General features: G+C 61.6%; 24 protein-coding genes. 11 read left to right on the forward strand and 13 right to left on the reverse strand.

Annotated elements, in window-relative coordinates:
* Nucleotides 1-92: 92 nt before the first annotated feature.
* The 4 genes from rplI to rpsF all read right to left on the reverse strand — a co-directional run bounded on the left by rplI (nucleotide 93) and on the right by rpsF (nucleotide 2564).
* Nucleotides 93-668 (reverse strand): 50S ribosomal protein L9, encoded by a 576-nt coding sequence (rplI, locus tag QA637_RS03810; protein WP_153441502.1) that lies wholly within the window; start codon nucleotides 666-668, stop codon nucleotides 93-95.
* A gap of 35 nt (nucleotides 669-703) precedes the next feature.
* Nucleotides 704-1657 carry a YybS family protein gene (locus QA637_RS03815; RefSeq protein WP_283063537.1) on the reverse strand — a complete coding sequence of 318 codons (954 nt, stop codon included), beginning with the start codon at nucleotides 1655-1657 and terminating at the stop codon, nucleotides 704-706.
* A gap of 187 nt (nucleotides 1658-1844) precedes the next feature.
* Entirely contained in the window at nucleotides 1845-2093 is a 249-nt protein-coding gene (rpsR, locus tag QA637_RS03820) for a 30S ribosomal protein S18 (protein WP_025426448.1), read from the reverse strand.
* A gap of 24 nt (nucleotides 2094-2117) precedes the next feature.
* Entirely contained in the window at nucleotides 2118-2564 is a 447-nt protein-coding gene (gene rpsF, locus QA637_RS03825) for a 30S ribosomal protein S6 (RefSeq protein ID WP_034854248.1), read from the reverse strand.
* Nucleotides 2565-2920: 356 nt separating this feature from the next.
* Between rpsF and QA637_RS03830 the strand changes: the two genes are divergently transcribed.
* Nucleotides 2921-3253: a four-helix bundle copper-binding protein gene (locus QA637_RS03830; protein ID WP_153441501.1), complete on the forward strand. Its 333-nt coding sequence runs from the start codon at nucleotides 2921-2923 to the stop codon at nucleotides 3251-3253.
* 129 nt (nucleotides 3254-3382) lie between these two features.
* On the opposite strand, the gene QA637_RS03835 is transcribed toward QA637_RS03830, so the two are convergent.
* Entirely contained in the window at nucleotides 3383-4426 is a 1044-nt protein-coding gene (locus QA637_RS03835) for an aldo/keto reductase (RefSeq protein ID WP_283063560.1), read from the reverse strand.
* A gap of 336 nt (nucleotides 4427-4762) precedes the next feature.
* Here QA637_RS03835 and fabD point away from each other — a divergent pair, with 336 nt between their 5' ends.
* From fabD to gmk, 7 genes are all read left to right on the forward strand, one after another.
* Entirely contained in the window at nucleotides 4763-5707 is a 945-nt protein-coding gene (fabD, locus tag QA637_RS03840; protein ID WP_283063562.1) for an ACP S-malonyltransferase, read from the forward strand.
* A 26-nt stretch (nucleotides 5708-5733) separates the two neighbouring features.
* A complete protein-coding gene (fabG, locus tag QA637_RS03845) occupies nucleotides 5734-6471 on the forward strand; it encodes a 3-oxoacyl-[acyl-carrier-protein] reductase (RefSeq protein ID WP_283063564.1) in 738 nt (245 codons plus the stop codon).
* A 332-nt stretch (nucleotides 6472-6803) separates the two neighbouring features.
* Nucleotides 6804-7040, forward strand: a complete 237-nt coding sequence (locus QA637_RS03850; RefSeq protein WP_003531676.1) for an acyl carrier protein — start codon at nucleotides 6804-6806, stop codon at nucleotides 7038-7040.
* Between the two features lie 218 nt (nucleotides 7041-7258).
* Entirely contained in the window at nucleotides 7259-8524 is a 1266-nt protein-coding gene (gene fabF, locus QA637_RS03855; RefSeq protein ID WP_153441497.1) for a beta-ketoacyl-ACP synthase II, read from the forward strand.
* A 328-nt stretch (nucleotides 8525-8852) separates the two neighbouring features.
* Nucleotides 8853-10058 (forward strand): endolytic transglycosylase MltG, encoded by a 1206-nt coding sequence (gene mltG, locus QA637_RS03860; protein ID WP_283063652.1) that lies wholly within the window; start codon nucleotides 8853-8855, stop codon nucleotides 10056-10058.
* Between the two features lie 202 nt (nucleotides 10059-10260).
* Nucleotides 10261-11148, forward strand: a complete 888-nt coding sequence (locus QA637_RS03865) for a YicC/YloC family endoribonuclease (RefSeq protein ID WP_283064865.1) — start codon at nucleotides 10261-10263, stop codon at nucleotides 11146-11148.
* A gap of 3 nt (nucleotides 11149-11151) precedes the next feature.
* Entirely contained in the window at nucleotides 11152-11811 is a 660-nt protein-coding gene (gene gmk / locus QA637_RS03870) for a guanylate kinase (RefSeq protein ID WP_153441494.1), read from the forward strand.
* 18 nt (nucleotides 11812-11829) lie between these two features.
* On the opposite strand, the gene rsmA is transcribed toward gmk, so the two are convergent.
* The 6 genes from rsmA to lptF form a co-directional block, all read right to left on the reverse strand.
* The gene (rsmA, locus tag QA637_RS03875; protein ID WP_283063654.1) at nucleotides 11830-12660 is read right to left on the reverse strand and encodes a 16S rRNA (adenine(1518)-N(6)/adenine(1519)-N(6))-dimethyltransferase RsmA; all 831 of its coding nucleotides are present in this window, start codon (nucleotides 12658-12660) and stop codon (nucleotides 11830-11832) included.
* Nucleotides 12660-13688 (reverse strand): 4-hydroxythreonine-4-phosphate dehydrogenase PdxA, encoded by a 1029-nt coding sequence (gene pdxA / locus QA637_RS03880; RefSeq protein WP_283063656.1) that lies wholly within the window; start codon nucleotides 13686-13688, stop codon nucleotides 12660-12662. Before pdxA ends, rsmA begins: the two co-directional genes overlap by 1 nt.
* 9 nt (nucleotides 13689-13697) lie before the next feature.
* Nucleotides 13698-14636: a peptidylprolyl isomerase gene (locus tag QA637_RS03885; protein WP_167528343.1), complete on the reverse strand. Its 939-nt coding sequence runs from the start codon at nucleotides 14634-14636 to the stop codon at nucleotides 13698-13700.
* Nucleotides 14637-14833: 197 nt separating this feature from the next.
* Nucleotides 14834-17182, reverse strand: a complete 2349-nt coding sequence (locus QA637_RS03890) for an LPS-assembly protein LptD (RefSeq protein WP_184108524.1) — start codon at nucleotides 17180-17182, stop codon at nucleotides 14834-14836.
* Nucleotides 17182-18264: an LPS export ABC transporter permease LptG gene (gene lptG / locus QA637_RS03895; RefSeq protein WP_153441489.1), complete on the reverse strand. Its 1083-nt coding sequence runs from the start codon at nucleotides 18262-18264 to the stop codon at nucleotides 17182-17184. Before lptG ends, QA637_RS03890 begins: the two co-directional genes overlap by 1 nt.
* On the reverse strand, nucleotides 18261-19433 hold the full coding sequence (gene lptF, locus QA637_RS03900; protein ID WP_283063659.1) for an LPS export ABC transporter permease LptF: 1173 nt from the start codon (nucleotides 19431-19433) through the stop codon (nucleotides 18261-18263). The genes lptG and lptF overlap by 4 nt, the downstream gene beginning before the upstream one ends.
* Before the next feature lie 310 nt (nucleotides 19434-19743).
* Here lptF and QA637_RS03905 point away from each other — a divergent pair, with 310 nt between their 5' ends.
* Together QA637_RS03905 and QA637_RS03910 are read left to right on the forward strand one after the other, a co-directional pair.
* A complete protein-coding gene (locus QA637_RS03905; protein WP_153441487.1) occupies nucleotides 19744-21237 on the forward strand; it encodes a leucyl aminopeptidase in 1494 nt (497 codons plus the stop codon).
* 33 nt (nucleotides 21238-21270) lie between these two features.
* Nucleotides 21271-21720 carry a DNA polymerase III subunit chi gene (locus QA637_RS03910; protein WP_153441486.1) on the forward strand — a complete coding sequence of 150 codons (450 nt, stop codon included), beginning with the start codon at nucleotides 21271-21273 and terminating at the stop codon, nucleotides 21718-21720.
* A gap of 224 nt (nucleotides 21721-21944) precedes the next feature.
* Here QA637_RS03910 and QA637_RS03915 read toward each other — a convergent pair whose 3' ends face one another.
* Nucleotides 21945-22871 (reverse strand): Gfo/Idh/MocA family protein, encoded by a 927-nt coding sequence (locus QA637_RS03915; RefSeq protein WP_283063662.1) that lies wholly within the window; start codon nucleotides 22869-22871, stop codon nucleotides 21945-21947.
* 200 nt (nucleotides 22872-23071) lie between these two features.
* On the opposite strand from QA637_RS03915, the gene QA637_RS03920 reads away from it, so the two are divergent.
* Nucleotides 23072-23914: a GNAT family N-acetyltransferase gene (locus QA637_RS03920; protein WP_283063664.1), complete on the forward strand. Its 843-nt coding sequence runs from the start codon at nucleotides 23072-23074 to the stop codon at nucleotides 23912-23914.
* A 66-nt stretch (nucleotides 23915-23980) separates the two neighbouring features.
* Here QA637_RS03920 and QA637_RS03925 read toward each other — a convergent pair whose 3' ends face one another.
* The gene (locus tag QA637_RS03925) at nucleotides 23981-25870 is read right to left on the reverse strand and encodes an ABC-F family ATP-binding cassette domain-containing protein (RefSeq protein ID WP_283063666.1); all 1890 of its coding nucleotides are present in this window, start codon (nucleotides 25868-25870) and stop codon (nucleotides 23981-23983) included.
* Nucleotides 25871-26030 lie beyond the last annotated feature (160 nt).

Raw genomic sequence — 26030 nt, forward strand, 5'->3', positions numbered from 1 at the left:
AGATAGTGGTGATCTGCTAGAGGCAGTCGCGACAAACGACAGAGGCCCGGATCGCTGGATCCGGGCCTCTCAATTCGGGTCTGCGGCGAAGCTTATTCTTCTTCGGCTTCGAACTCAGCTTCCGGATTGAAGAAGTCTTCCGGCTTCAGGGCGTCTTCGTCGACGCCGTAGATGGCGTCGGCAGACGTCAGGCTTTCGCCCTTGGACTGGCGCTCAGCTTCTTCGGCCGAACGGGCAACGTTGATTTCAACGCCGATCTCGACTTCCGCATGCAGGTGCAGCGTCACCTTGTGCAGGCCGATCGACTTGATCGGGTGGTTGAGGTCGACCTGGTTGCGGTTGATGTTGAAGCCTTCGGCAGCAAGCGTCTCGACGATGTCGCGGGCCGCAACCGAGCCGTAGAGCTGGCCGGTTTCACCAGCAGAGCGGACGATGATGAAGGACTTGCCGTCGAGCTTGTCTGCGACCTTCTGGGCTTCGGACTTGCGCTCGAGGTTGCGGGCTTCGAGCGTTGCGCGCTCGGATTCGAACCGTGCCTTGTTGGCGGCGTTGGCGCGCAGCGCCTTGCCGAGCGGCAGCAGGTAGTTGCGTGCAAAGCCGTCGCGAACCTTTACGGTTTCGCCCATCTGGCCGAGCTTGGCGATGCGTTCAAGGAGAATGACTTCCATTTTGATTTCCTTTCAGTTTGTCGTTGGTTCGTTGGTCAGCTTTTTCCCGTCGGCGTAACCGCGATGGTGCGTCGGGTGTCGGTCAGGCCGGACAGGAGGAAAAACACGGCCGGGATCGTGAAGACGAGCACCGACAGGTAGGCGATCCACAAAACGGGAAGCCGCCAGGACTTGCCACGCGTGCGGAAATGGAACGAGGCAAAGCCCGAGAGCAGGAAGCCTGCGCCGAACGTGCCGCAAATCAGGGCGCCGATCGCCGCCGGCGCTCCGCCGAGAAAGGCGAGGACCAGGCCGGCGAGAAACACGAAAATGGCATTGCGGGGCATCCTCAACGACGACGGAATGTCTTCGCGCGGACGCAGTGACCCTCCGGACATCTGGACGATCCGGGTTGCGAGATAGTACGCGGCAAACAGCATCAGCACCCAGATCGCGCCCTGCACGAGCGGCAGGGCGAGCGTGAACATCGACTTGATCTGGGCGATCGCCGCGGCATCCGGATTGTAGAGCGGCTCCTGCGCCTTCACAGCCTCGATCACCATGTCGATCATGCGGTCCGAGACGTCGGAATCGTAGCCGACGATATAGCCGACGATGATCATGCCGACGGTAACGAGCCCGGCGAGATGGCCGAGGATGTCGGACAACGGATACCACGCAAGCGCGCCTTCGGGGCCGCCGAGCTCGGAGGCCGGGCGCGCAAGGTTCGCGAGGTGGCTGAGCCAGCCGGCCGGGACAAGCGTCACGAGCAGAATCAGCAGCGCGAAATAGGCGGAAACGAGCGTGGCGGCAGTCGCGCCGGCAACGACGATGGCGACGACCGCGGCCGCGTTGCCCCAGCCGAGGCCGGCAATCAGGATGGGCAGTGCGGAAGCGGCGTAGAGAACGATCGCAAAGGACGACTGCGTGTTCGCGCCCATCGACAGAAGGGCGGCGGTAATGCCGGCAAGCGCGCCGGTGATCAGCGATGTCCTGTTCCAGATATTCACGTTCGCTGTCCTGCTTCAACGCAGTTAGGGGTCAAATGAAGCCCCAACATGGGATTTTGGCGCATGCGCCGGTTCCGATCCGCGCCCACCGCGGAAGGGAGAGAGGCAAGGCACTTACGGTGCGGAAATGCCTTGCCTCGGAACGAGCTTCCGTCGAGTCAATCGACTGACGGAGAGTCAGTTCGCCTTACGATACGACGTAGGGCAGCAGGCCGAGGAAACGTGCACGCTTGATCGCCTGGGCGAGTTCGCGCTGCTTCTTCTGGGAAACCGCCGTGATGCGGGACGGAACGATCTTGCCGCGCTCGGAAATGTAGCGCTGCAGGAGACGGATGTCCTTGTAGTCGATCCGCGGAGCGTTTGCGCCCGAGAAGGGGCAGGTCTTGCGGCGACGGTGGAACGGACGGCGTACCGGAGCGGAAGAAACTTCAGCCATTGTTTTTATCTCCTAAGCTTCGGGTTACGCGCGGTCTTCACGCGGACGGCGCGGACGGTCTTCACGGTCGCCACGGTCCGGACGCGGGCCACGGTCGAAACCGCCTTCGCGCGGGCCACGGCCTTCGCCGCGGGGACGATCGTCGCGATCGCGCTTCTGCATCATCGCGGACGGGCCTTCCTCGTGCTTTTCGACGGCGATCGTCATGTAGCGCAGGACGTCTTCGTTGATGCGCATCTGGCGCTCGACTTCGTGGACGGCCGGTGCCGGAGCATCGATGTCCATCAGGACGTAATGAGCCTTGCGGTTCTTCTTGATGCGGTAGGTGAGGGACTTCAGGCCCCAGTTCTCGACGCGACCGACCTTGCCGCCGTTCGCTTCGATGACGCCCTTGTACTGCTCGACGAGGGCATCGACCTGCTGCGGCGTGATATCCTGCCGGGCAAGGAATACGTGTTCATAAAGAGCCATTGTGGCTTGCCTTTCTTGCGTTAATCAGCCCGGACCTCGGCGGCTAAGCCTCAACGACTGTTCTTAAGGGCCGCGAGGCGGCCGGCAAGAAAGTGTTGTATCGAGACGGTCGAGAGCGGAGACACGGGAGGCCGGAATGCCTTGCATTCCTGGCGGCTTCCAACGCGGGAAACCGGCCCTCCGTTCAGCCACCAGCCAGAAGACCGGGTGTTTCGAACAGCGCGCTTATACGGATTTTCCGCCGAAATGCAAGCCGCGATCCGAACTTCGCCGTCCGGGAGCCGCCGGGTGCCTGCCGGAACAATCGCCGGGCATTGCTGTTGGATATCGGCAACTCAAAACAGCGGGAGCCGACGATGGCCCATGTTGATCCAAGAATGCAAGCCTGCATCGACAATTGCCTGGACTGTTATTCCGTCTGCTTGTCGACCGCGATGAACCATTGCCTCCAGGCAGGCGGCGAGCATACCGAACCGGCGCATTTCAGGCTGATGGCAGCCTGCGCCGAGATCTCCCGGACCGCGGCGCATTTCATGTTGATCGGAAGCCCTCACCACCCGCATCTGTGCCGGGAATGCGCGGAGATCTCCACCGAATGCGCCAAGGATTGCGAGCGCATCGGTGACATGACCGAATGCGCCGACGCCTGCTGGCGCTGCGCCGAGAGCTGCCGCCAGATGGCTGCTTAGTGCATGTCGGCCAAAAGTGTGCAGCGGTTTTGGGACAACGACATGCATAAAAGCAAGGACCTAAAGCGCGCCGCATGAGTCCGATTGAACGCGACGCGCTTTAAGCCCTCGCTTCACAGTGGGGGCGGCTCAGATCGGCGCCGGATAGAGCCGATGAAGGCGCCGGATGCCGTTCATCACATCTTGCGAGAGCGTGATGCCGGCGCCGCCGATGTCGGTCTTCAATTGTTCCATCGACGTCGCGCCGATGATGACCGAAGCCATGAATGGGCGCGTCAAATAGAAGGCAATCGCCATCTGCGCCGGGTCGAGGCCATGCTCGCGGGCGAGCGCCGCATAGGCGGCGACGGCGGGCTCCTGGTGCGGCGTGAAGCGCCCGCCGAGATCGCCGTTGATCGACAGGCGCGATCCCGCGGGCTTCCCGCCCCCCAGATATTTGCCGGTGAGGAGACCGGCCGCAAGCGGCGAATAGGCAAGCAGGCCGACATCCTCGTGATGCGACAGCTCCGCCAGATCGAGGTCGTAGGCCCGATAGAGCAGATTGTATTCGTTCTGGATCGTCGCAATGCGCGGCAGGCCATATTTGTCGGAGAGATCGAGCATCTTCATGGTGCCCCAGGCGGTGTCGTTCGAAAGCCCGATGGCGCGAAGCTTGCCGGCCTTCGCGAGTTCGCCAAGCTTGTCGAGTATCGCCTTCAGGTCGGTGGCGACATGCTCCTTGTCCTGCTTCGACGGGTCGTAGGACCAGGCATTGCGGAAGTGATAATGGCCGCGATTCGGCCAATGAAGCTGATAGAGGTCGACATAGTCCGTCTTCAGCCGCTTGAGGCTGGCATTCAGGGCCTCCTCGATTGCTTCCGGCGTCATTGGTCCGCCGTCGCGGATATAAGGACGGCCGGGGCCGGCCACCTTGGTCGCGAGCACCACATCGTCGCGCCGGCCGCGCGCCGCCAGCCAGTTCCCGATGATGCGTTCGGTGTTGCCATAGGTTTCGGCCGAAAGCGGCGTGGTCGGGTAGAGTTCGGCCGTATCGATGAAATTGACGCCACGGTCGAAGGCGTAATTCAGCTGCGCATGAGCTTCGGTCTGCGTATTCTGTGAGCCCCAGGTCATTGTGCCGAGGCAGATCTCGGAAATCTTGATGCCTGTGCGGCCCAGCGTGTTGTAGCGCATGAAATAACATTCCTCGTGGAAGGCGGGTTTGCGCCGGCAGGAGGGAGAGGCGCGCCGCCAAATGAATTGAAGGGGCCGCGGTTTCATGGCTTGTTGACCGGCGCGGCAGCAATGCGCGGCAAACTTACGCCTTGATTGACGAAGATCAAGGGCAAAAGCCCGCCGGGAACCGCGAAGGTCAGCCTCTGCGCTTGACTCGCTGTTCAGGAATGTGAATGGAGAGGAAAAATGGCGCGGATGAGCAATGAGGCGGGCTTCGCCGGCATCCGTTCCAATGTGAGAAACGATCGCGAGAGTTCTGGTTCGCTCGTTTCGTGATCCAGGGAGGGGCATCCCATGAGCATTGCATTCACGTTCCCCGGGCAGGGCAGCCAGGCTGTCGGCATGGGCAAGGATCTGGCGGACGCCTTTCCGGAGGCGGCAGCCGTCTTCGCCGAGGTCGATGAAGCGCTTGGCGAAAAGCTGTCGGACGTCATGTGGAACGGACCGGAGGAAACGCTGACGCTGACGGCAAACGCGCAGCCGGCGCTGATGGCCGTCTCCATGGCCGTGATCCGCGTGCTTGAAGCCAGGGGCCTGGATCTCAAGAACAAAGTCTCTTTCGTCGCCGGCCATTCGCTCGGCGAATATTCCGCGCTTTGCGCTGCCGGAACTTTCTCGCTTGCAGACACGGCACGGCTCCTGCGCATTCGCGGCAATGCGATGCAGGCGGCCGTCCCTGTCGGCAAAGGCGCGATGGCTGCCATCATCGGCCTGGAACATGCGGACGTCGACGCGGTTTGCCGCGAAGCGTCAGCGCTCGGCTCCTGCCAGATCGCCAACGACAACGGCGGTGGACAGCTGGTGATCTCGGGCGAGAAGCAGGCGGTGGAGAAGGCAGCGGCGCTTGCCTCCGAAAAGGGCGCCAAACGCGCGCTGATGCTGCCGGTCTCCGCACCTTTCCACTCCTCGCTGATGGCGCCCGCCGCTGACGCGATGCGTGATGCACTTGCCAAGGTCGAGAAGCGCGATCCTTCCGTTCCGCTTGTGGCGAATGTTCTGGCTGCTCCCGTGAGTGATGCCGGCGAGATCGCCCGGTTGCTCGTCGAGCAAGTGACCGGCCAGGTACGCTGGCGCGAGACGGTCGAATGGTTCGCGGCCAACAATGTCACGACGCTTTATGAAATCGGCTCGGGCAAGGTGCTGACGGGACTTGCCCGGCGGATCGACAAGACTGTCAACGGCATCGCCGTCAATACGCCCGCCGATATTGACACGGCGCTCGCTGCCCTTCTGGCCTGAGCGCCCCAGTTATAAGGAACAAGCCCATGTTTGATCTTTCCGGCCGCAAGGCTCTCGTCACCGGCGCGTCCGGCGGCATCGGCGAGGAAATCGCCCGCATCCTGCACGCACAGGGTGCCATCGTCGGTGTGCACGGCACGCGTGTCGAGAAGCTTGAGGCGCTCGCCAACACACTTGGCGAGCGTGTTCAGATCTTCCCCGCCAACCTTTCCGATCGCGCCGAAGTCAAGGCGCTTGGCGAGAAGGCGGAGGCTGAACTCGGCGGCGTCGATATCCTCGTCAACAATGCAGGCATCACCAAGGACGGACTCTTCGTCCGCATGAGCGATGAAGATTGGGACAGCGTCATCGAGGTCAACCTCACGGCGGTGTTCCGCCTGACCCGTGAGCTCACTCACCCGATGATGCGTCGCCGCTTCGGCCGCATCATCAACATCACCTCCGTCGTCGGCGTCACCGGGAACCTCGGGCAGGCCAACTATTGTGCCTCGAAGGCTGGCATGATCGGCTTCTCCAAGTCGCTCGCGCAGGAAATCGCCACCCGTAACGTTACCGTCAACTGCGTCGCTCCGGGCTTCATCGAAAGCGCGATGACCGGTAAGCTTAACGACAAGCAGAAGGAGAGTATCATGGGTGCGATCCCGATGCGGCGCATGGGCTCGGGTGCCGAGGTCGCATCCGCCGTTGCCTATCTTGCTTCGAACGAAGCAGGTTACGTCACCGGCCAGACCATTCACGTCAATGGCGGCATGGCGATGATCTGATCCGACACCGGTGAGGAACGGCGCGCGCGGCCTGTCGCGGGCACCTGCATCGCCACCTTCACTGGTCGGTGCCAAATGCCTGAAATTCAATGTTGACCAAGCGAATGTCGGGCATTTTCGCACTTTGCGGCAGACTTAAACCATGTTAATCGGGCCATGACTGTGCGCAGTCGACCGGTCCGGCCAGGTGTCCGGCAGCCCTGGCTGCCTTGGGTTTCCGCGGGTTCGGTTGGATGGATTGCCCGGCGGACCATCTTGGTCTATCAGGCTTGATTGAAAGTGACGGCGCCAAGAATGGCGCCGCAGAGAAACGAAGGTCGAGGAACTCCGACATGAGCGATATCGCAGAACGCGTGAAGAAAATTGTTATTGATCATCTTGGCGTCGACGCCGAAAAGGTCAGCGAAGGCGCAAGCTTCATCGATGACCTCGGCGCGGACTCGCTCGACACCGTCGAACTGGTCATGGCATTCGAAGAAGAATTCGGAGTCGAGATCCCGGACGACGCGGCAGATTCGATCCTGACCGTCGGCGATGCCGTCAAGTTCATCGAGAAGGCTCAGGCCTGATCTTTACGGTCCCGGCCGTTTGACGGGCCGCCTGTGCGGCCCGTACCAGCCCAGGGGAAGTGGGCTGACCTGCGTCGACCGCGGGTTCGATCAGCAAAGCGTTCCCGCCTTTCCCTCTGATCGTCACATGAGAAATTTACAATGGATGCACGGATCGGGGTCGTCACGCGTGGTCCGGTCCGGCTCTGGAACTGAACAGTCAGGGTGGGTCACGGTTTATGAGACGTGTCGTTATCACCGGTACCGGCATGGTATCTCCTTTGGGTTGCGGAACCGAAGTCAGCTGGTCGCGTCTTATCGCGGGCCAGAACGCTGCGCGCAAGGTCACCGAATTCGAGGTTGAGGATCTTCCTGCCAAGATCGCCTGCCGTATTCCTTTCGGTGACGGCTCCGACGGCACCTTCAATGCCGACGACTGGATGGAGCCGAAGGAGCAGCGCAAGGTCGACCCCTTCATCGTTTACGCGATGGCGGCCGCCGACATGGCGCTGGCCGACGCCGGCTGGAAACCGGAAAGCGATGAAGACCAGATCGCGACCGGCGTGCTGATCGGCTCCGGCATCGGTGGCCTCGAGGGCATCGTCGATGCGGGGTATACGCTGCGCGACAAGGGCCCGCGCCGTATCTCCCCGTTCTTCATTCCCGGCCGTCTGATCAATCTCGCTTCGGGTCAGGTCTCCATTCGCCACAAGCTGCGTGGCCCAAACCATTCGGTCGTGACGGCCTGCTCGACGGGCGCGCACGCGATCGGCGACGCGAGCCGGCTGATCGCGCTCGGCGATGCCGACGTGATGGTGGCGGGCGGCACGGAATCGCCGATCTGCCGCATCTCGCTCGCAGGTTTTGCCGCCTGCAAGGCGCTTTCGACCCAGCATAACGATAACCCGGAAAAGGCATCGCGCCCCTATGACGCCGATCGCGACGGTTTCGTCATGGGTGAGGGCGCAGGCGTAGTCATCCTCGAAGAACTGGAGCATGCGAAGGCACGCGGCGCCAAGATCTATGCCGAAATCGTCGGCTACGGTCTGTCGGGCGACGCCTTCCACATCACTGCTCCGTCCGAGGACGGTGACGGCGCCTATCGTTGCATGCAAATGGCATTGAAGCGTGCCGGCCTGATGGCCGCCGACATCGACTACATCAATGCACACGGTACCTCGACGATGGCTGATACGATCGAGCTCGGCGCGGTCGAGCGGCTGGTCGGCAACAGCGCGTCCAAGATATCCATGTCCTCGACCAAGTCGGCAATCGGGCACCTGCTTGGCGCCGCCGGCGCGATCGAGGCGATCTTCTCGGCGCTCGCGATTCGCGACAATATCGCTCCGCCGACCCTCAACCTCGACAATCCCTCCGTCGAGACGAAGATCGATCTGGTGCCGCATGTTGCGCGCAAGCGGGAGATCAACGTCGCGCTGTCGAACTCCTTTGGATTCGGCGGCACGAATGCCTCACTGGTGCTGCGCCGTTATAACGGCAACTAACCATCGGCTTTATGATGCGATCGACAATGCCGATCCTCGGCTGGTTCTGCCGAGGATCGGCATTTGCGTCGGAGACCGCTTCCGACCCTCCGGTGCACTTCAAACACCGCTTGTGATCCTGCTTTTTGCCGCATTGCTCGCTACAAGCTGTAATCGGAGGATTCGCCGCCGCTGGGCGGCGACGCCGAGACTATGTTCGCGCAAGGCATTTCTGACAATTTGTAGAATATCCATTGCTCTGACACATTCAGCTTGCCGTCGGTTTTAAGCCGAAATTCGCATCGGTGGCAGCTTGATTGAGGTTGCGGATTTCGGATTCGGGATAATCGTGAGCGACTCAGACGATAACAGCGCGGTACAATTCGGCCGCAATGAAACCGGGAGCAACGGGCCGATCATCCCGAAATCGGCGAGCGAGGCCCTGCGCCCCGAAAAGGTTCCGCAACCGCCGAAGCGTTCCCGCAAGGCGCGCAGTCAGGTCGTCATCTTTCTCAATTTCGTGATGACGGTAATCGTCTTCGTGGCGCTCGCAGCCGCCGGCGCGGTCTATTATGCGATGCACGAATATGAAAAGCCCGGCCCGCTGGAAGCCAACAAGAACTTCATTGTTCGCAATGGCGCGGGCATCAGCGAAATTGCCAGCGGCCTTGAGCGCAACAACATCATTACCGACGGACGCGTGTTCCGTTTCGTGTCTGAGGCCTATCTCGACAACGAAACCCTGAAAGCGGGTGAATACGAGATCAAGGCCGGATCGTCGATGCAAGAAATCATGCAATTGCTGAAGTCCGGCAAGTCGATCCTCTACTCCGTTTCGCTCCCGGAGGGGCTGACGGTCAAGCAGATGTTCAACAAGCTCGCCAACGATCCGGTGCTGGTCGGCGATCTGCCGCAGGATCTGCCATCCGAAGGCTCGCTCAAGCCTGACACCTACAAATTCACCCGCGGCACCAAGCGCGCCGAGATCGTTCAGCAGATGGTTGCGGCGCAGAAGGCCTTGGTCGATCAGATCTGGAAAATGCGCGACCCCGATCTTCCGGTCTCGACCGTTGAGGAGTTCGTGACGCTGGCCTCGATCGTTGAAAAGGAAACGGGCCGCGCGGACGAGCGGCCGCGCGTGGCGTCGGTCTTCATCAACCGCCTCGAAAAGGGCATGCGGCTGCAATCCGACCCCACCATCATCTATGGCATCTTCGGCGGGGAGGGGAAGCCGGCGGACCGCGCAATCCTGAAGTCGGACCTTGATAAGGAAACGCCGTACAACACCTATCTCATCAAAGGCTTGCCGCCGACGCCGATCGCCAATCCGGGCCGCGCGGCCCTCGAGGCCGTTGCCAACCCGTCGCGCACGCCGGAACTCTATTTCGTGGCGGACGGAACAGGCGGCCATGTCTTTGCAGCGACACTCGACGAACACAACGCAAACGTAAGGCGTTGGAGAAAGCTTGAGGCCGAGAAGGCGGCAGAGGCAGCCAAGGCGGCGGAGGCGGCCGCAGCCGCCGAGCCGACGGTGACGCCGGCGGAGGCACAGTAACAGGCCCTTATTGTGGACGGACAGGGTGCGGTGCGGATATCCCTTGCGGGATGCCGCGCCGTCGCCCTATTGCTTTTGCGACTGCAGGGTCGTGCGTCGCTTCCGATGCATAAGGGTCGCCGTCGCAGCTTGAGACGCTGTATGGTTTCACCCTCAAACGGTTCCGATCCCGGGAAACATGCTGCAGCGGACGGAGGTAATGATGCCGCTCCAATCGATGACTGGCTTTGCGAGGAGAGAGGGCAGCAGCGGACGCCATCGCTGGGCCTGGGAATTGCGGTCGGTTAACGGCAAGGGGCTCGATGTTCGCCTTCGCTTGCCGCAGGGCCTTGAACGCTTCGAGCCCGACTGCCGGCGCCTTGCTTCGGAATATTTCGCTCGCGGCAACCTGCAAATCGGACTCAACGTGAGCGGGGGCGAGGCCGCCGTCGAGGCCGTGGTCAACCAGGGCGCGTTGTCGGCCGTATTGCGGCTGCGCGAGCAGCTTGGTGATCTCGTCGATCCGGCGCCGCTGAAATTCGACACGCTGCTCTCGATCCGCGGCATCGTCGACTTTCGGGAGCCGGAGGAAAGCGAAAGCGAGCGTGTCGCGCGCGACGCCGATATCCTCTCCGGTTTGGCGCTCGCCCTTGAAGACCTGCGGTCCATGCGCGAAGAGGAGGGAGCGGCGCTCGGGCAGATCCTGCTTGCGCATGTGGATCGCATCGAGCAATTGAGGGCTGGCGTTGAGAGCGACCCGTCCCGAAGCCCTTCCGCGATCGCCGAACGGCTGGCGCAGCAGGTGGCGCTGTTAATGGAGGGCGCGTCCTCGCTCGACCGCGAAAGACTGCATGCGGAGGTCGCTTTGCTTGCCACGAAGGCGGATCTTAGAGAGGAAATCGACCGTCTCGGTTCGCATGTCGCCGCTGCCCGGGATCTTCTCGCAAAGGGCGGTCCCGTCGGCCGCAAGCTGGATTTCCTGGCACAGGAATTTAACCGCGAATCGAATACGATCTGTTCGAAGTCGAATGCCGCCGCCGTTTCGGCCGCCGGAATCGAGTTGAAGGTCGTGATCGATCAGTTTCGCGAGCAGGTTCAGAATCTGGAGTAAGACATGAAATCGGCGACCGCTTCGCCCGTTAAGATCGCCCGCCGTGGGCTGATGCTCGTGATTTCGTCGCCGTCGGGCGCCGGCAAGTCGACGATCGCCCGCAACCTCCTCGAGGCCGATCCGGAACTCAGCATCTCGGTGAGCGTGACGACGCGCGCGCGGCGGCCGAGCGAGATCGAGGGACGGCATTATTTCTTCAAGTCGATCCGCGAATTCGAGGCGCTGCGCGCGACCGACTCGCTCCTCGAATGGGCGGAGGTGCACGGCAACTTCTATGGAACCCCGCGCGATGCGGTCGAGGCGGCGATGGCCGAAGGCCGCGACATGCTCTTCGACATCGATTGGCAGGGCGCGCAGCAATTGCAGGAAAAGATGGGCGGCGATGTCGTCTCGATCTTCATTCTGCCGCCGTCCATGGCCGAATTGCAGTCGCGGCTGCACCGGCGCGCCGAGGATAGTGAGGACGTGATTGCGACCCGGCTCGCTAATTCGCGTGCCGAGATCGAGCACTGGCGCGAATATGACTATATCGTCGTGAACGACGATCTCGACCGGGCGTTCTCCGCTGTCCGGGCGATTGTGGAAGCCGAACGCCTGCGCCGCGACCGCCGTCCCGGCCTGTTCGAATTCGTCAACGGACTGCTGACGGAAAACCCCTTTTGATCGAGCGGGGGGCAGCGTTTAACCGTTGAGGCAATTCGCCAATCGGCAGAATTCATCGACCGTCAGCGTTTCGGCGCGCCTTTGGGGATCGATATCCGCTCTTGCCAACAGCGCCTCGCCACCCAGGCTTTTCAGGCTCTGGCGCAGCATCTTGCGGCGTTGCCCGAAGGCCGCTTGCGTCACTTTTTCGAGCGCGGAGACAGAGCAGGGGATCGGATCGGCGATCGGCTCCAGATGGACGACTGACGAGGTGACCTTGGGCGGCGGCGTGAAGGCTTGCGGCGAGACGTCGAAGGCCATGCGCGCCTTGGTCCGCCAGCCACAGAGAACGCCGAGACGGCCGTAATGATCGTCGTCGGCACCCGCCACAATCCTGAGGCCCACCTCGCGCTGGAACATCAGCGTCATCGACTGCCAGAACGGCGGCCATTGCTCCGGCAGCAGCCAGTTGACGAGAAGTTGCGTTCCGACGTTGTAGGGCAGGTTGGCGATAATACGGACCGGACCGTTGGCGAGCGTTTCGAAGGGGATCTTCAGCGCGTCGGCCTCGATCACGTCGAGCCGCCCAGGATAATGGGCGGCGATTTCGGCGAGCGCCGGCAGGCAGCGGGCATCCCGTTCGATTGCCACCACCTTTTTGGCGCCCAGCGCCAGGATCGCCCTTGTGAGGCCGCCCGGTCCCGGGCCGACTTCGATGACGGTCACGCCGTCGAGCGGACCGGCCGTGCGGGCAATCTTCTGGGTGAGATTGAGGTCCAGCAGGAAGTTCTGGCCGAGCGCCTTCTTCGCATCGAGACCGTGACGCTGGATGACGTCTCTGAGCGGCGGCAGACCGTCAAGCGCCGCCATCAGCGATGCGCCCCTTCCGTATTGGCGGCGAGCTCCGCCGCGAGGCGAAGCGCCGCAAGCAGGCTGTCTTCGCGCGCGACGCCCTTTCCGGCAATGCCGAAAGCGGTGCCGTGGTCCGGCGACGTTCTGATGAAGGGCAGCCCGAGCGTGACATTCACGCTGTCATCGAAGCCCAGCGCCTTCGCCGGTATCAATGCCTGGTCATGATACATGCAGATCGCCGCGTCGTAGGTCTCCCTGGCACGGTCGTGGAACATGGTATCGGCCGGGAGCGGGCCGACGACATCCAGTCCCTCAGCGCGGAGCCGGTCGATGACCGGACGGATGAGGGCATCGTCCTCGAGGCCGAGCGCACCGCCTTCGCCTGCATGCGGATTGAGACCGGCGACGGCAAGGCGCGGCCTCGCCAAGCCGAAGCGGTTTCGGAGATCTGCGGCCGTTATCGTACAGGTCTGGTGGATCAGTTCCGGCGTCAGCGCGCCGGGAACATCCTTGAGCGGAATATGGATCGTGACGGGAACCGCGCGCAGCTTCGGTCCGGCCAGCATCATCACCGGCAGGACGGGAGTCCCGGTTGTCTGCTCAGCGAGATGCGCAAGATATTCGGTGTGGCCGGGGAAGCGGAAGCCGGCCTCGTAGAGCACGGCCTTCGCAATCGGGTTGGTGACTACAGCCGTGGCTTGGCCAGCCATGACGAGCTGCACGGCGGTATCGATGGCGGCGGTGACGGTGGAGGCGTTGGCCGGGTCGGGTTCGCTGGCGACAACCGGAACAGCGCAACGCACCGGCAATACGGGCAAGGCGTTCGCGAAGGCCGCACAGGCGTCAAGACAATCGGTTTCCGTTATCCGCACCGCCTGGCCGAGAGCCTTTGCGCGGGCCGAGAGCACTGCAGGATCGCCAATAAAGAGGAAAGGCGGCGTCGCCCGCGTCTCGCGCCTTGCCCACACAGCCAGGCTGATATCCGGGCCAATACCGGCCGGATCGCCCATCGTCAGGGCGATCGGCCTGCCGCTCGTCTTGCTCATGGTCGCCCGTTACTTGTTGATGATCTGCGCCTTTTCACGCAGCTCTTCGAGGTATTTCGCGCTGTTCGGGTCTTCGCCGCCGGCCTTCTTCTTGCCCAGGTCCTCGGCGCGGAAGACGATTTCGGCGGCGGTATCATCATTGACCTGACGCTTCTTGCAGATTGCAAGATATTCGACACCCTTTTCGGTGACGCGCGTGCCAGTCGTCATGCCGTCGCCGGCCTTTTCGACGAGCGGCTTCCAATCTTCCGGCAATTGCTGGGCAAGCACGCGGCCGAGGTTGCGAATCGATACGTCGCGATAATTGGCCGCAAAGACCTTGGATGTCTCGCAACCGGGGAACTGCGATCGCGACGCGTTCGCTTCGGCCTGCCTTTTTGCCGTAATCGCGCCGCGCTTGGATTCAGGAATGACGAAGATGACCTGTTGGAGGAAATACTCTGTCGTCACAGGCTTGTTGCCGCCGCCTTCCATCATGCGCTTCACAAGGTCGCCGCCGGAGAGGCGATTGGCGTTGCCAAAGCGGAAATTGACGACGCGAGGCCAACTCATCTGAACGGCGATAAACTGCTTGAAATGATCGACGCCGACACCGGCCTGATCGAGGATCTTGCCGAGTTGGTCGGTCGACATCTTGTTTCCCGCTGCAAACCGCGCAAAGGCGGCGTCAACGTCCTGGGTACTGACCGACTGCTGGACGCGCGCGATCTCGCCGCGCTTCAGCACTTCGTCGATAAGCTGCCGCTTGGCTTCCTCGGCGCCGCCTCCTTGGCGTTGAAGGCGAAGGAAGGCTGCGCGCTTGGCAATGTCGCCTGAGGTGATGACGACATTGTTGACGATCACCTTGACGCCGCTTGCGGCCAGTGCCGTCGTGTATGCAGCGACGCTCAGCGTGCCGGCCAGCACCAGCGCCGGTATCACCCTCAAGATCGATTTCCCGCCCATCATATTTCCCTGTCCGTCCCGCGCCCCAACCGCCTGTGGTCCGCGTTGGACCGCCAGCTTGCGCCTTCCCTGTGTCAGTTGGAGGAAATGCATAATACATGCGGCCAAAGGATGACAAGACCACATGATCAACCTTAGGTGCTGCGCGTCTTCTGGACGCGCAGCTGGCAGAATAAGGTCATGGGCGTCCGGTGCGGACCTCAGTAGAAGTCCAGTTCGTCGAACGTGGTGTCACCGACGTTGATGTCGCCAAGCGTGCGGAAGCTGATGCGAGCGCCGATCGACCAGTCGTTCGCGACCGAACTGTCGGTATCGCGCTCCTGCGTGTAGACAATCGAGAACAACGTATCCTGATCGTCATAGGTGATGCCGAAGCCATTGCGGGAAATGACATCATTGTTGATGTCATAGGTCAATGCTCCGAACACCGACCAGTAATCCTGGAATCGGTAGGCAGCGGCCGTCTGGATCTCGTCCTGGTCGGAGGGCGAGCCATAGGTCGGCTGTGCTTCGATCCGCGTATAGGTCAGGGCCGCCTGCCAATTCAGGCCAAGATAGCCGACCGTGGCGTCGGCGCGGCGCAGGGCAAAGTCGTCCTCGTCCAGTCGCCCGGAGAGACTTGCCATCAGGCCGTAGGGCGCGTCGATGCCGACCATCGCCACATAGTCCGAACTCTTGGTTTCCAGTCCCGAATCCGCTCCGACCTTGACGAGATCGTCGGTTGCGAAGGAGTTGAGCCCGCCGAGGTGGAACGACTGGCCGGCGATGGCGCGCAAGCCGTAACCATTGTCGAAGCTTCCGGTATAGCGGATGCCGAGGTTGGCGCGCGTTCCGCCTTCGATACGGTCGAAGCCGGAGAACTTGTCGCGATCAAAAAGGTTGGTCGCATCGAAGACGAAGCTCTGTGCGTCTTCGTTGGGGAGCCCGCCGGCATGCTGTTCGTCCGGCCGGACATAGATCTGCCCGATCGGCTCCAGCACGTGGCTGCTGTTCTCACCGGCAAAGAGGATCGGGTAGCGTGCCTCCAAGCCTGCGGTCAGCATGCGCCGCGTTACCGCGTCGCTATTCGTGTAGTCGCCGGTGTAAGCGGGGCCCGGGTTATCCATGTTGAGGCCCAAGGCATCGCCGCGTGCCGCGAGCAATGGTGTCAATACGAGACCGCCGGGCGCAATGAATGTCCGCTTCCATTCGAGGTCCGCGCTCAGACGGTGCGTGGTGCCTTCAAGGCCGCGGAAGCGCTCGACGCCGAGAACGTTAATGCTGTCCAGTCGGTTGCGTTTGATGTTCGTGAGGTTCACGTCTGCGCTGAGCTCGCCGCCCAGGACGGATTCCGGCGCGAAGTAGGAGTAGTCGAGGACCTGAGCCGCAGGCTGCTGATTTTCCTCGAGGCTGTTGGGGTCGGCGTCCTGGATGTCGAAATAGAAGGCGCGCAGGTCGAAGTAGTTGCGCTTGCCGAGGCCGGTCAGGTAGGCCTGATTGGTGTAGGTCGTGCCGTCGAAGCTCTCCAGATCATAGGTCTTGGCAAAGTTGGCGTCCGATTGGACGAGAACGTTCCAGCCAAATGACCAGCGCGGATTGATCTCGAATTCACCCTTCGACGCCACCATCCCGCGGTTGGTCTCCTGGGCATCGACGGTATCGGGCGTGAATTTGCCTCTGTCGAGCTGGCTGATGCCGGCTACGTTCAGCGTGTGCAAGCCATTATGGAAGGACTGACGGAATTCGCCCTCGAGCAGGAAGCCTTGCCGCGTCAGCCCCGTTGCTGTGACGGTTGCATCCATATAGGGCGAGATCGCCCAGTAGTAAGGGACGCCCACACCGGCGCCAAGTTTCTGCGTATAGCGGAACTTCGGGAACAGAAACCCGCTCTTGCGCTTGACCGTGTGGTCCGGGATTTCCATTACCGGAATATAGGCGATCGGTTTGCCGAAAAGCTCGAAATAGGCGTGTTCAAGCCGAATCGTGTGCGTCCTGCCATTCTGGATCACACGCTCCGCCTTGATGTGCCATAGCGAACGGTGCTCCGGCTTGATATTGCAGGGCGTGCAAGCGGTATAGACGGCCTTGTTGAGGATGAACTCCTCGCCGTTGCGGCGCTCACCGGACTCGGCCGCCAGCCGCGTCAAATCGGTCGTCTCGATCCGCAGGGCCTGGACGAAACCGTTGCCGAAGTCGTCGGTGACATCCATCTTGTCGGCGTAGACAACATTGCCGTCCGGTTCGGTCAGCTGGATCTCGCCGGTCGCGATGATTCGCCCCGACTTCTGGTCGTAAACGACTTGACGGGCGACCATTCTGTAGCCGCCGTACGCGATCTGAACACTACCGCGCGCAGTGACGGTTTCCGCGTCGCGATTGTAGATGAGCTCATTGGCGGACAGCAGCAGCTTTGCGTCAGCCGGGATGTTCGGCTGCAGCGAATCGATTCGTGCCGATGTGTCCTGCGCCAGGGCAGGCGCATTCATTCCCATGGCAAGTGTATGCAATGCCACGCCTGAAAGCAGGGCAGCATTGATCAGCTTCGTGCGTTTGCGGTTGCCTGCCGCCACTAGCCATCCTCCTGATGTAGTAGAATCGTCGAGCCCAGCGCCATCGCTACAACAACTGGCAACCAGGCTGCAACGAACGGAGGCACAATACCGCTGCTCCCGAATGCTTTGACAAGCACGGTGACGACATAAAGCACGAAGCCCGAGAGGATTCCACCGAGAATTACGGAGCGTGATTGGTTAAACCTGCTAAATTTCAAAGAGACGCATGCCGCGATCAGAGTCATCGCCACAAGCAGCAACGGCAGAGCGAGCAGCGAGTGGAATTGCGTCTCCATGGCGTTGGTGGAAAAGCCGAAGGATCGCGCTACGTCGATCTTCCGTGGAAGCTCAAAAAACTGAATGGAATCAGCCTTTGCCAAGCGCTCCTGAACGAATTCCGCCTTTAGGTTGGTGGGAAGCTGTGCCGTTTCCTGACGACGCGGCAGCTTTCCGCCGCCGGTTTCCGTCACGTCGTTAAGTAACCAGTAACCATCTTCGAGCTTCGCGGACTTCGCGTCCTGCCTCTTGATGATCGTACCCTGTGGATCAAAGTGGATGACGGTGACGTTGATAAGCTCCGTTCCGCCGTTCTGAACGGAGCGCGCTCCGATGATCGTGTCTGTGCCGTCGTAGATCTGGCGGAGCCAGGGAATCGAATTTGCTTGGGCGGAACGGGACGAGCCCCACTCGGCTTCGAGCGCCTCGGCTTTCTTCGTCCCCCAGGCTGCAAGCGGGTTGAGCACAGCCACGGCGAGCAGGCCGAAAAGAAACGCCCCGAGCACGAAGGGTCGAAGGAACTGCCAGACGGAAATGCCGGCTGCCCGCGTGACGACCAATTCATAGCGGCGGTTCAGCGAGATCAATGCTGCCATCGCCGCAAAGAGCGCGATGAAGGGGACTGTCTGCTGCATGATCGTCGGGATGCGAAACGTCGTCATCAGCAGCGCGCCGCTCACCGTGTAGTGGGGGAGTGCTGACATGCGGCTGGCAAGTTCGCTGAAATCGATGATGAAGATCAGCGCGAAGATCCCGACGAGGAACCAGAAGGTCGTGATCGTGTAGCGCTTGAAGAAATAGCGTCCGAGCGTGTTGAGCATCATGAGGCCTGCTCCCCGTCAGCGCCCGCCGGCCGCATGAAGCGTAGCCGTATCATGAGTTCGGAGAGTTTTTCCCGCCATGTCATCGGTATGTCGAGCCGGTGATTGCTGACCAACTGATGGATCGCAAGTGCGCCGGCTGCCAGCGGAACAAAATACATGAGCGGAATGAACCAGAAAGACTCCTCGGCGCTGTTGGCCGCATAGAACGTCATCCATCGGATCACAAGCGCCGCTCCGAGCGCGCTGATCATCGGGTGCACGCGCGCTTCGCGGTGAGAGCGCGCATCGCTGCTGAAGACGAGTGCAATGAGGCCGAACAGCAGCGGGTAGGTCCATTCGGTGAAACGTTTATGGAGCTCCGCCGTAAAGGCTAGCGGCGCCCGCTTGTAGGCCGGGTCGTTCGGATCGGGGTTGAGCAGATAGAAAAGGTCGCGATCCTTCGCGCGGATGTTGGCCTCGCCCACTGCCTTGGTCATGTCGGTCAGGTCGAAGGCATAGGAGTCGAACTTGATGACGGAGACGCCACCATCCGGCAGCTTGCGGTGGACCTCGCCATCCTTCATCACCAGAGCCGAGCTTTCCTCGTCCACGGCGCCCTCGCGAGCATAATAGACGAGCTCGAAATTCGGATTGCGCGAATCGGCAACGAAGATGCCTTGCAGCACGCCTCCGCTGCGGCGGGCGCCGACCTGGACATAAAGCCCATCGGTGATCTTGCGGAAGGCGCTCTCCTGGACCACGGCGGAGAGAAGGTCGGCATGCGCCGTCGCGATCATCCGGCGCACGGCGACACGTGAATAGGGCTCGACGAAATTGTCGATCGTGAAGGACAGCACGCTTAATCCCGCGGCGAGATAGATGACCGGCCGGATGATCGACATGCGGGAGCTGCCGGCTGCATTCAGCACCGTCAGCTCCGAATCGGTATTCATTGCGCTTAGCGTCTGCGTCACGCCGATCACGAGCGCGAACGGGAGTATGATCGGAACGACCGACGGCAGAATCAGCGTCGCAAGTTTCAGGAAGGCGAAGATCGACTGGCCGCTATCGGTGACCAGGTTCACGTTCGTGAGGGCCTGAGTCGTCCAGACGATACCCATCAACGGCAGGAGCGTTGCGAGGAACATGGTCGCGGCGCGTCGGAAGATGTAGCGTTCAACCAGCTTCATGTCCGTATCCGGTCCAAATCCTGCTCAAGTCTTTCATCCGCGTTCCCGAGCTTGCTCAATGCTCACTCACGACCGACCGGGTCTCCGCCGATTGTGCCCAGGAATCCGATTCTCGAACAACAGGGATAATATAAGGCGAACAACTGCGGTTAACTGCATGTAAACACGTGTGGGCATCTTGCCAAGCGGCTGAAAAGCGAGAAGGGTGCGCGCCACAGCTTTGACGGTGGCCGGCGTCGCGAATGTTTGTCACTGTAACCGTCCGGTAACAGAGCGGGCGGATCCAATCAGAAATGCCCGGAGTTGTTAAATGCCGATGAAATTCGAATTCGCTTTCAGTAAGTCCCACCGCCCCGCTGGTGGCCTTGCGGTTCTTCTTCAGGTCGCCGGCGCCAAGGAAGCGGCCGGTGCGGCAGTCGCCGATCCGGAAGGCGTTTTACCGAAAGCGGCCAAGATCGGCAAGTTCACGGGCAAAGCGCTCTCGACACTCGACATCGTCGCTCCTCATGGATCGTCGGCCGATCGGATTCTCCTTCTCGGGCTCGGCGATCCTTCCGCGCTGACGAATCATGATTGGCTGAAGGCCGGCGGCGCGGTTGCAGCGAAGCTGCGTTCCGCCGAAAAAGTCACTGTCTTTCTCGATGCTCCCGGTGTCGAAGTCACTGGCAAGGCTGCCGCCGACTTCGCTCTTGGCATGGAGATGAATGCCTACTCCTTCGACAGCTACAAGACCAAGAAATCCGACGACGAGCCAAAATCTCAGCAGAAACCGGTTAAGGTCACGATCGTCACCGGTACGGTGATCGCCGCCAAGAAGGCGTTCGCCGTCGCTCAGGCAGTCGGCGAAGGCGTTTTTCTCGCGCGCGATCTCGTCAACGAGCCGGCCAACGTGCTCGGGCCGGTGGAATTCGCCGCCAAGGCGAAGGAACTGGAAAAGCTTGGCGTGGAAGTGGAGGTCCTCACCGAGCGGGAGATGAAGAAGCTTGGAATGGGCGCACTGCTCGGCGTTGCCCAGGGCTCTTCCAGGCCGCCGCGCCTCGTCGTCATGCAGTGGAAAGGCGGAAAGGCGAAAGAAAAACCCATCGCCTTTGTCGGCAAGGGCGTCGTTTTCGACACGGGCGGCATCTCGATCAAGCCCGCGTCCGGCATGGAGGAGATGAAAGGCGACATGGGCGGCGCCGCGGCGGTCACCGGCCTGATGCATGTGCTCGCCGCGCGGCAGGCAAACGTCAACGCAGTCGGTATCATTGGGCTCGTCGAAAACATGCCGGACGGCAGCGCCCAGCGGCCGGGTGATATCGTTACCTCGATGTCCGGGCAGACGATCGAGGTGATCAACACGGATGCCGAGGGCCGGCTCGTGCTGTGCGATGCGCTCTGGTACTGCAATGATCGCTTCAAGCCGCAGGCGATGATCGATCTCGCGACGCTTACGGGCGCGATCATGGTGGCACTCAGCAGCCACTATGCGGGTCTGTTCTCGAACGATGATCGCCTGGCCGAACGGTTGCTCGCAGCCGGAACCGCGACGCAGGAGCGCCTCTGGCGGATGCCGCTCGGCAAGGAATACGACAAGATGATCGACAGCAAGTTCGCCGACATGAAGAACACGGGCGGGCGCCACGGCGGTTCGGTGACGGCTGCCCAGTTTCTGAAGCGCTTCGTCAAGGATACGCCCTGGGCACATCTCGACATCGCCGGAACGGCCATGGGCTCGCCGACCGACGAGATCAACCAGTCCTGGGGATCCGGTTTCGGCGTGCGCCTTCTCGACGAACTGGTCCGCACGAGCTACGAAGCCTGATTGCTTCACAGCGGGGGTTCGGGAGCGATCGGCATGACCGAGATCCTTTTCTACCACCTGACGGAATCGAAACTCGAGGATGCGCTGCCGCCGCTGCTTGACAAGAGCATCGAGCGCGGATGGCGGGTGGTGGTGCAAACCGTTGATGCGGAGCGCCGCGACGTGCTGGACACGCACCTTTGGGTCTATCGCGACGACAGTTTTCTACCGCATGGTACTGACGCAGGCGACTTCGCGGCAGATCAGCCGATCCTGATTGTTGCCAATGAAAGCAACCAGAATGCCGCAACGGTACGCTTCCTGGTTGACGGCGCGGAGCCGCCGCCGGTCTCGGATTACGAACGAGTAGTCTTCATGTTCGACGGCTACGACCAGCAGCAGCTCGAGGCAGCACGCGCCCAATGGCGGCGGCTCAAGGGGGAGGGACATAACCTCACCTACTGGCAACAGAACAGAGATGGGCGGTGGGAGAAGAAGGCCTGAGCCATCCTCACATCAATTGAAGGTACAATATCACCCCTCCCGCAAGGGTGAGGGGCTTGGTGCCTGCCGCACCGTTGCGTCCTCTTCAACTTCGAGACTGGCGCAAACGGTGAGATAGGGAGGAGAGGGTGCGGCTCTGCGAGCCCCTCCCCTTGTGGGGAGGGGTTGGGGAGGGGCCAACTCACGATTGGGCGTGAATTCACGCTCACACTCGCCACATCATCCTAGTCGTGGAACGCTTCCACGAACTTGCGGCGGCCGAGCATGAAGGCGTCGGCGACGTGACGCAGAGGTGCCAGATCGACGTCGGATTTGCCGGCCTTGATGAGTTCGGCAAAGCGCCGGTACAGCATAGGATATTCCTGCTCGGGCTCCTCATGCACGAGGTTGCCGTCGACGGCCAGTTTGGCGCCTCCTTCGGAGAGAACCATCTCGCCGGCATCGGTTTCCGCGACGATATCCCAGCTCTGCTTGCCGGTCTGGCGCCAGTCGAATTCCGCCGAAACGCTGAGCTTGCCCGCGTCGCTGAAAGCGATCGTCGCGGCAATCGGCGCGTCGCGGTTCTCCGGAAACTCGAGCGTTGCCGAGGTGATGAAGATTGGGCGGGGCAGGATATGGGTGATGATCGAGAGCGCGTTGATGCCCGGGTCGAAGACGCCGAGGCCGCCGGCTGCCCAGATCCATTCCTGATTCGGGTGCCAGTGGCGGACATCTTCCTTCCAGATGATCTTGACGCTGCGGATCGCGGTCGACGCAAGGAACGCCTTTGCGGCTTCGACCGCCGGCGCATAGCGCGAATGCCAGCTTGCAAAGAGCGAAACGCCCTTTGCTACCGCCAACGCCTCGAGATCGGCAACCTCGCTCAAGGTCGCGCCCGGGGGCTTTTCGAGGAAGACGTGCTTGCCGGCCTGGAGCGCCACGTGTGCCGCCTCATAGCGGTATTGCGGCGGCATGCACAGCGAGACGGCGTCGATTGCCGGCACTGCCTCCAGCATGGCCTCGATGGACTTGAAATTGTCGATGCCGTCGACCGTTCCGTGGCGGCTTGCCGCCGCGATCAGCCGGTAGTCGGCGTTCCTTGAAATGGCCGGCAGGTGCTGATCGCGCACGATCTTGCCGACGCCGACAATCGCAATTTGAATGGGGGTCATGGTGCTTCGCTCGGATTAGTATGATTTATTCTCGATCCTTGTAGCAGATTGAAGGCGGCGGGCAAGCGCGGTTCGGGCGTGCATCACGGTGTCACGCGGATTGCACAAGATATCGGCGTCCTTTGCCGCCGGCGAGGATAAACTGGCTGTTCGCCAGCAGACGGTATCGGTACCCTAAAGCGGGTTGTTGAGGATTTGCAATGACACAAACCATTCGCCACGCAACGCGCGCCGAACTCGACACGATCATCGACTGGGCTGCGCGAGAGGGATGGAACCCCGGACTGGAGGATGCCAACGCTTTCTGGGCGGCAGACCCAGAAGGCTATTGGGTTTCTACCGAGGAAGACACGCTTGCTGCCGCGATCTCCCTCGTGCGTTACGGCACCGACTACGCGTTTCTTGGTTTTTACGTCGCTCACCCTGCGTATCGTGGCAGGGGCATTGGTCTGGCTCTGTGGAAGCGGGCGATTGCCGAAGCGGGCGAACGGACCATTGGGCTCGACGGTGTGGTGGCGCAGCAGGAGAACTATCGAAAATCGGGCTTCGTCCGGTCTCACGCGAATATCCGCTATGGCGGCGCTGTCGACGTGAAGGAGCCGCCGGGAACGAACCTGATCGACGCGGCGCCAATTCATGCGCCTGCCTTGATCGAGTATGATCGCGGTTTCAATCCGGCAAGCCGCGAGGCGTTTCTGCGTGAATGGACGAAGCAGTTGAAGACGCGCCGAAGCGTCGTGCTGCTCCGGGATGGAACGATCACCGGCTATGGAACGCTGCGGGCCTGTCGCGAGGGGTTCAAGATCGGCCCGCTCTTCGCCGACACGGAGACCGGCGCCGATCTCATTTTTCGCAAACTTGCCGCAGATGCCAAAGGCACTCAGATCTATCTCGACATCCCCGAGCCGAACGCGTCCGCCAAGGCACTCTGCGAACGGTACAACATGAAGCCGGTCTTCGAAACCGCCCGCATGTACCGCGGTCCGGCACCGGATCTTCCGCTGGGGCGGATCTACGGCATCACCACATTCGAGCTTGGTTGATTACAGTATCGCCGTATTGCTGCATGGCTCCTCAAGTCGATTCCGCTTTGAGGAAATCGGAGCGGATCAACTGATCATCGCCTCTTCGTATTCGGTCGACAGCTCCAGCCACTGCTCCTCCGCCTCGGCCAGTTTCGCGGCGGCATCTGCGCGCTCCTTGGCCTTCTGCGCGGCCCTTGCCGGAGCTTTTTCGTACAGACCCGGATCTGCAAGTTCGGCATCAAGTGCTTGAATCAGTTTCTCCAGTTTCCCCGTCAACGATTCGATCTCGTTTATCTTTTTCTTGAGAGGCGCCAGCGACGCGCGCTTGTCGGCATTGACCTTGCGTTGATCGGCTTTCGACAGGGCCTCGTCCGATCCATTGATCCTCGGCTTGTCGTCCCGGGGCTTGGGGCCGCCGACGATCAGGCTGCGGTAGTCTTCGAGGTCGCCATCATAGCTGGCCACCGTTCCTTCGCGCACGAGCCATAGCCGGTCGGCGGTGGCCTCGATCAGATGCCGGTCGTGCGAGATGAGGATGACCGCACCGGAATAGTCGTTGAGTGCGGTGATCAGTGCGTTGCGGCTGTCGATGTCGAGATGGTTGGTCGGCTCGTCGAGGATCAAGAGGTTCGGCGCGTCGAAGGCGGCAAGCCCCATCAGAAGCCGCGCCTTCTCGCCGCCGGAAAGATCCTTCGCGGCGGTATCCATCTTTTCTGTCGCGAGCCCCATTTGTGCGACGCGCGAGCGAACCTTTGCTTCCGGCGCATCGGGCATCCGGCGCCGGACGTGCTCCACCGCGCTTTGCGTCGGCACCAGATCGTCAAGCTGGTGCTGGGCGAAGAAACCGATCTTCAGCCCTGGGGCGATCCGGACATCGCCGGCTTCCGCCTGGAGCCGGCCGGAGATGAATTTCGCGAAGGTCGACTTGCCGTTGCCGTTCGAGCCGAGCAAGGCGATGCGATCGTCCGCGTCGATGCGGAGATTGAGGCGCTTGAGGATCGGCTTGCCCGGTTCGTAGCCGACTGCACCGCCCTGAATGGCGACGATCGGAGAAGCCACCTGTTTCTCAGGATCAGGAAAGGAAAAGCCCTGCACGTGGTCCTCGATGACCGCCGCCACGGTGCCCATGCGCTCCAGCGCCTTGACGCGGCTTTGTGCCTGGCGGGCCTTCGACGCCTTGGCTTTGAAGCGGTCGATGAAGCTTTGCAGATGCTTGCGCGCCGCTTCGTTCTTGGCCTTCGCCTTCATCTGCAGTTCGTCGGCTTCCGCTTTCTGCCGCTCGAATTGGTCATAGGAGCCGCGATAGAAGGTGAGCTTCTTCTGGTCGAGGTGAACGATCGCGTTGACGGCAGTGTTCAGGAGGTCACGATCGTGGCTGATGATGATGACCGTATGCGGATAGCGGCGGATATAGTCCTCAAGCCATAACGTGCCTTCGAGGTCGAGGTAGTTGGTCGGCTCGTCGAGAAGCAGCAGGTCGGGTTCGGAGAAGAGAACGGCCGCAAGCGCCACGCGCATGCGCCAGCCGCCGGAGAAGGATGACGCAGGGCGCCGCTGCGCCTCATGGTCGAAGCCGAGACCGGCGAGAATGCTCGCCGCGCGCGCTTCCGCGGAGTGGGCACGGATGTCGGCAAGTCGCGTCTGAATCTCGGCGATCCGGTGCGGATCGGTCGCGGTCTCCGCCTCGGCGATAAGCGCCGTGCGTTCCTTGTCCGCCTTGAGCACGATCTCGATCAGCGGCTCCTCGGTGCCGGGCGCCTCCTGCGCCACCTGGCCGATGCGCGCGTTTTTCGGCAACGACACGCTGCCGGCTTCCGCCGACAACTCGCCGGTAATCACCCGGAAGAGCGTCGATTTGCCTGCCCCGTTGCGTCCGACGAGCCCTGCCTTCGTGCCCGCCGGAAGCGTCACGGAAGCGTTTTCGATGAGAAGACGGCCCGCGATGCGGGCGGAAAGACCGGCGATCTGGATCATGCCGCGCCTTTTGCCCGGACTTTTCCGGGAAGGCAAGGGGTGCGGCAGTGACATCCGTGCCTGTCACGCGATGGGACCCCGGTTGCGTATTTCAAGGGGCGATTGTTATCGAATCGTGGACAACGTGTTCTGATAATCAATACTTCCAAACATCATCATG

Source organism: Sinorhizobium terangae, from assembly GCF_029714365.1.
GTDB lineage: Bacteria > Pseudomonadota > Alphaproteobacteria > Rhizobiales > Rhizobiaceae > Sinorhizobium > Sinorhizobium terangae.

What these genes read in the sequence shown, in the direction of transcription:
- QA637_RS03915 (WP_283063662.1), bottom strand. Translation starts at nt 22,871, where the DNA reads ATGACCCCCATTCAAATTGCGATTGTCGGCGTCGGCAAGATCGTGCGC.
- QA637_RS03905 (WP_153441487.1), top strand. Translation starts at nt 19,744, where the DNA reads ATGCCGATGAAATTCGAATTCGCTTTCAGTAAGTCCCACCGCCCCGCT.
- QA637_RS03920 (WP_283063664.1), top strand. Translation starts at nt 23,072, where the DNA reads ATGACACAAACCATTCGCCACGCAACGCGCGCCGAACTCGACACGATC.
- lptG (WP_153441489.1), bottom strand. Translation starts at nt 18,264, where the DNA reads ATGATGCTCAACACGCTCGGACGCTATTTCTTCAAGCGCTACACGATC.
- QA637_RS03865 (WP_283064865.1), top strand. Translation starts at nt 10,261, where the DNA reads ATGCCGCTCCAATCGATGACTGGCTTTGCGAGGAGAGAGGGCAGCAGC.
- gmk (WP_153441494.1), top strand. Translation starts at nt 11,152, where the DNA reads ATGAAATCGGCGACCGCTTCGCCCGTTAAGATCGCCCGCCGTGGGCTG.
- QA637_RS03910 (WP_153441486.1), top strand. Translation starts at nt 21,271, where the DNA reads ATGACCGAGATCCTTTTCTACCACCTGACGGAATCGAAACTCGAGGAT.
- fabF (WP_153441497.1), top strand. Translation starts at nt 7,259, where the DNA reads ATGAGACGTGTCGTTATCACCGGTACCGGCATGGTATCTCCTTTGGGT.
- rpsF (WP_034854248.1), bottom strand. Translation starts at nt 2,564, where the DNA reads ATGGCTCTTTATGAACACGTATTCCTTGCCCGGCAGGATATCACGCCG.
- QA637_RS03835 (WP_283063560.1), bottom strand. Translation starts at nt 4,426, where the DNA reads ATGCGCTACAACACGCTGGGCCGCACAGGCATCAAGATTTCCGAGATC.
- rplI (WP_153441502.1), bottom strand. Translation starts at nt 668, where the DNA reads ATGGAAGTCATTCTCCTTGAACGCATCGCCAAGCTCGGCCAGATGGGC.
- lptF (WP_283063659.1), bottom strand. Translation starts at nt 19,433, where the DNA reads ATGAAGCTGGTTGAACGCTACATCTTCCGACGCGCCGCGACCATGTTC.
- fabG (WP_283063564.1), top strand. Translation starts at nt 5,734, where the DNA reads ATGTTTGATCTTTCCGGCCGCAAGGCTCTCGTCACCGGCGCGTCCGGC.
- pdxA (WP_283063656.1), bottom strand. Translation starts at nt 13,688, where the DNA reads ATGAGCAAGACGAGCGGCAGGCCGATCGCCCTGACGATGGGCGATCCG.
- QA637_RS03850 (WP_003531676.1), top strand. Translation starts at nt 6,804, where the DNA reads ATGAGCGATATCGCAGAACGCGTGAAGAAAATTGTTATTGATCATCTT.
- QA637_RS03925 (WP_283063666.1), bottom strand. Translation starts at nt 25,870, where the DNA reads ATGATCCAGATCGCCGGTCTTTCCGCCCGCATCGCGGGCCGTCTTCTC.
- fabD (WP_283063562.1), top strand. Translation starts at nt 4,763, where the DNA reads ATGAGCATTGCATTCACGTTCCCCGGGCAGGGCAGCCAGGCTGTCGGC.
- rpsR (WP_025426448.1), bottom strand. Translation starts at nt 2,093, where the DNA reads ATGGCTGAAGTTTCTTCCGCTCCGGTACGCCGTCCGTTCCACCGTCGC.
- rsmA (WP_283063654.1), bottom strand. Translation starts at nt 12,660, where the DNA reads ATGGCGGCGCTTGACGGTCTGCCGCCGCTCAGAGACGTCATCCAGCGT.
- QA637_RS03830 (WP_153441501.1), top strand. Translation starts at nt 2,921, where the DNA reads ATGGCCCATGTTGATCCAAGAATGCAAGCCTGCATCGACAATTGCCTG.
- QA637_RS03885 (WP_167528343.1), bottom strand. Translation starts at nt 14,636, where the DNA reads ATGATGGGCGGGAAATCGATCTTGAGGGTGATACCGGCGCTGGTGCTG.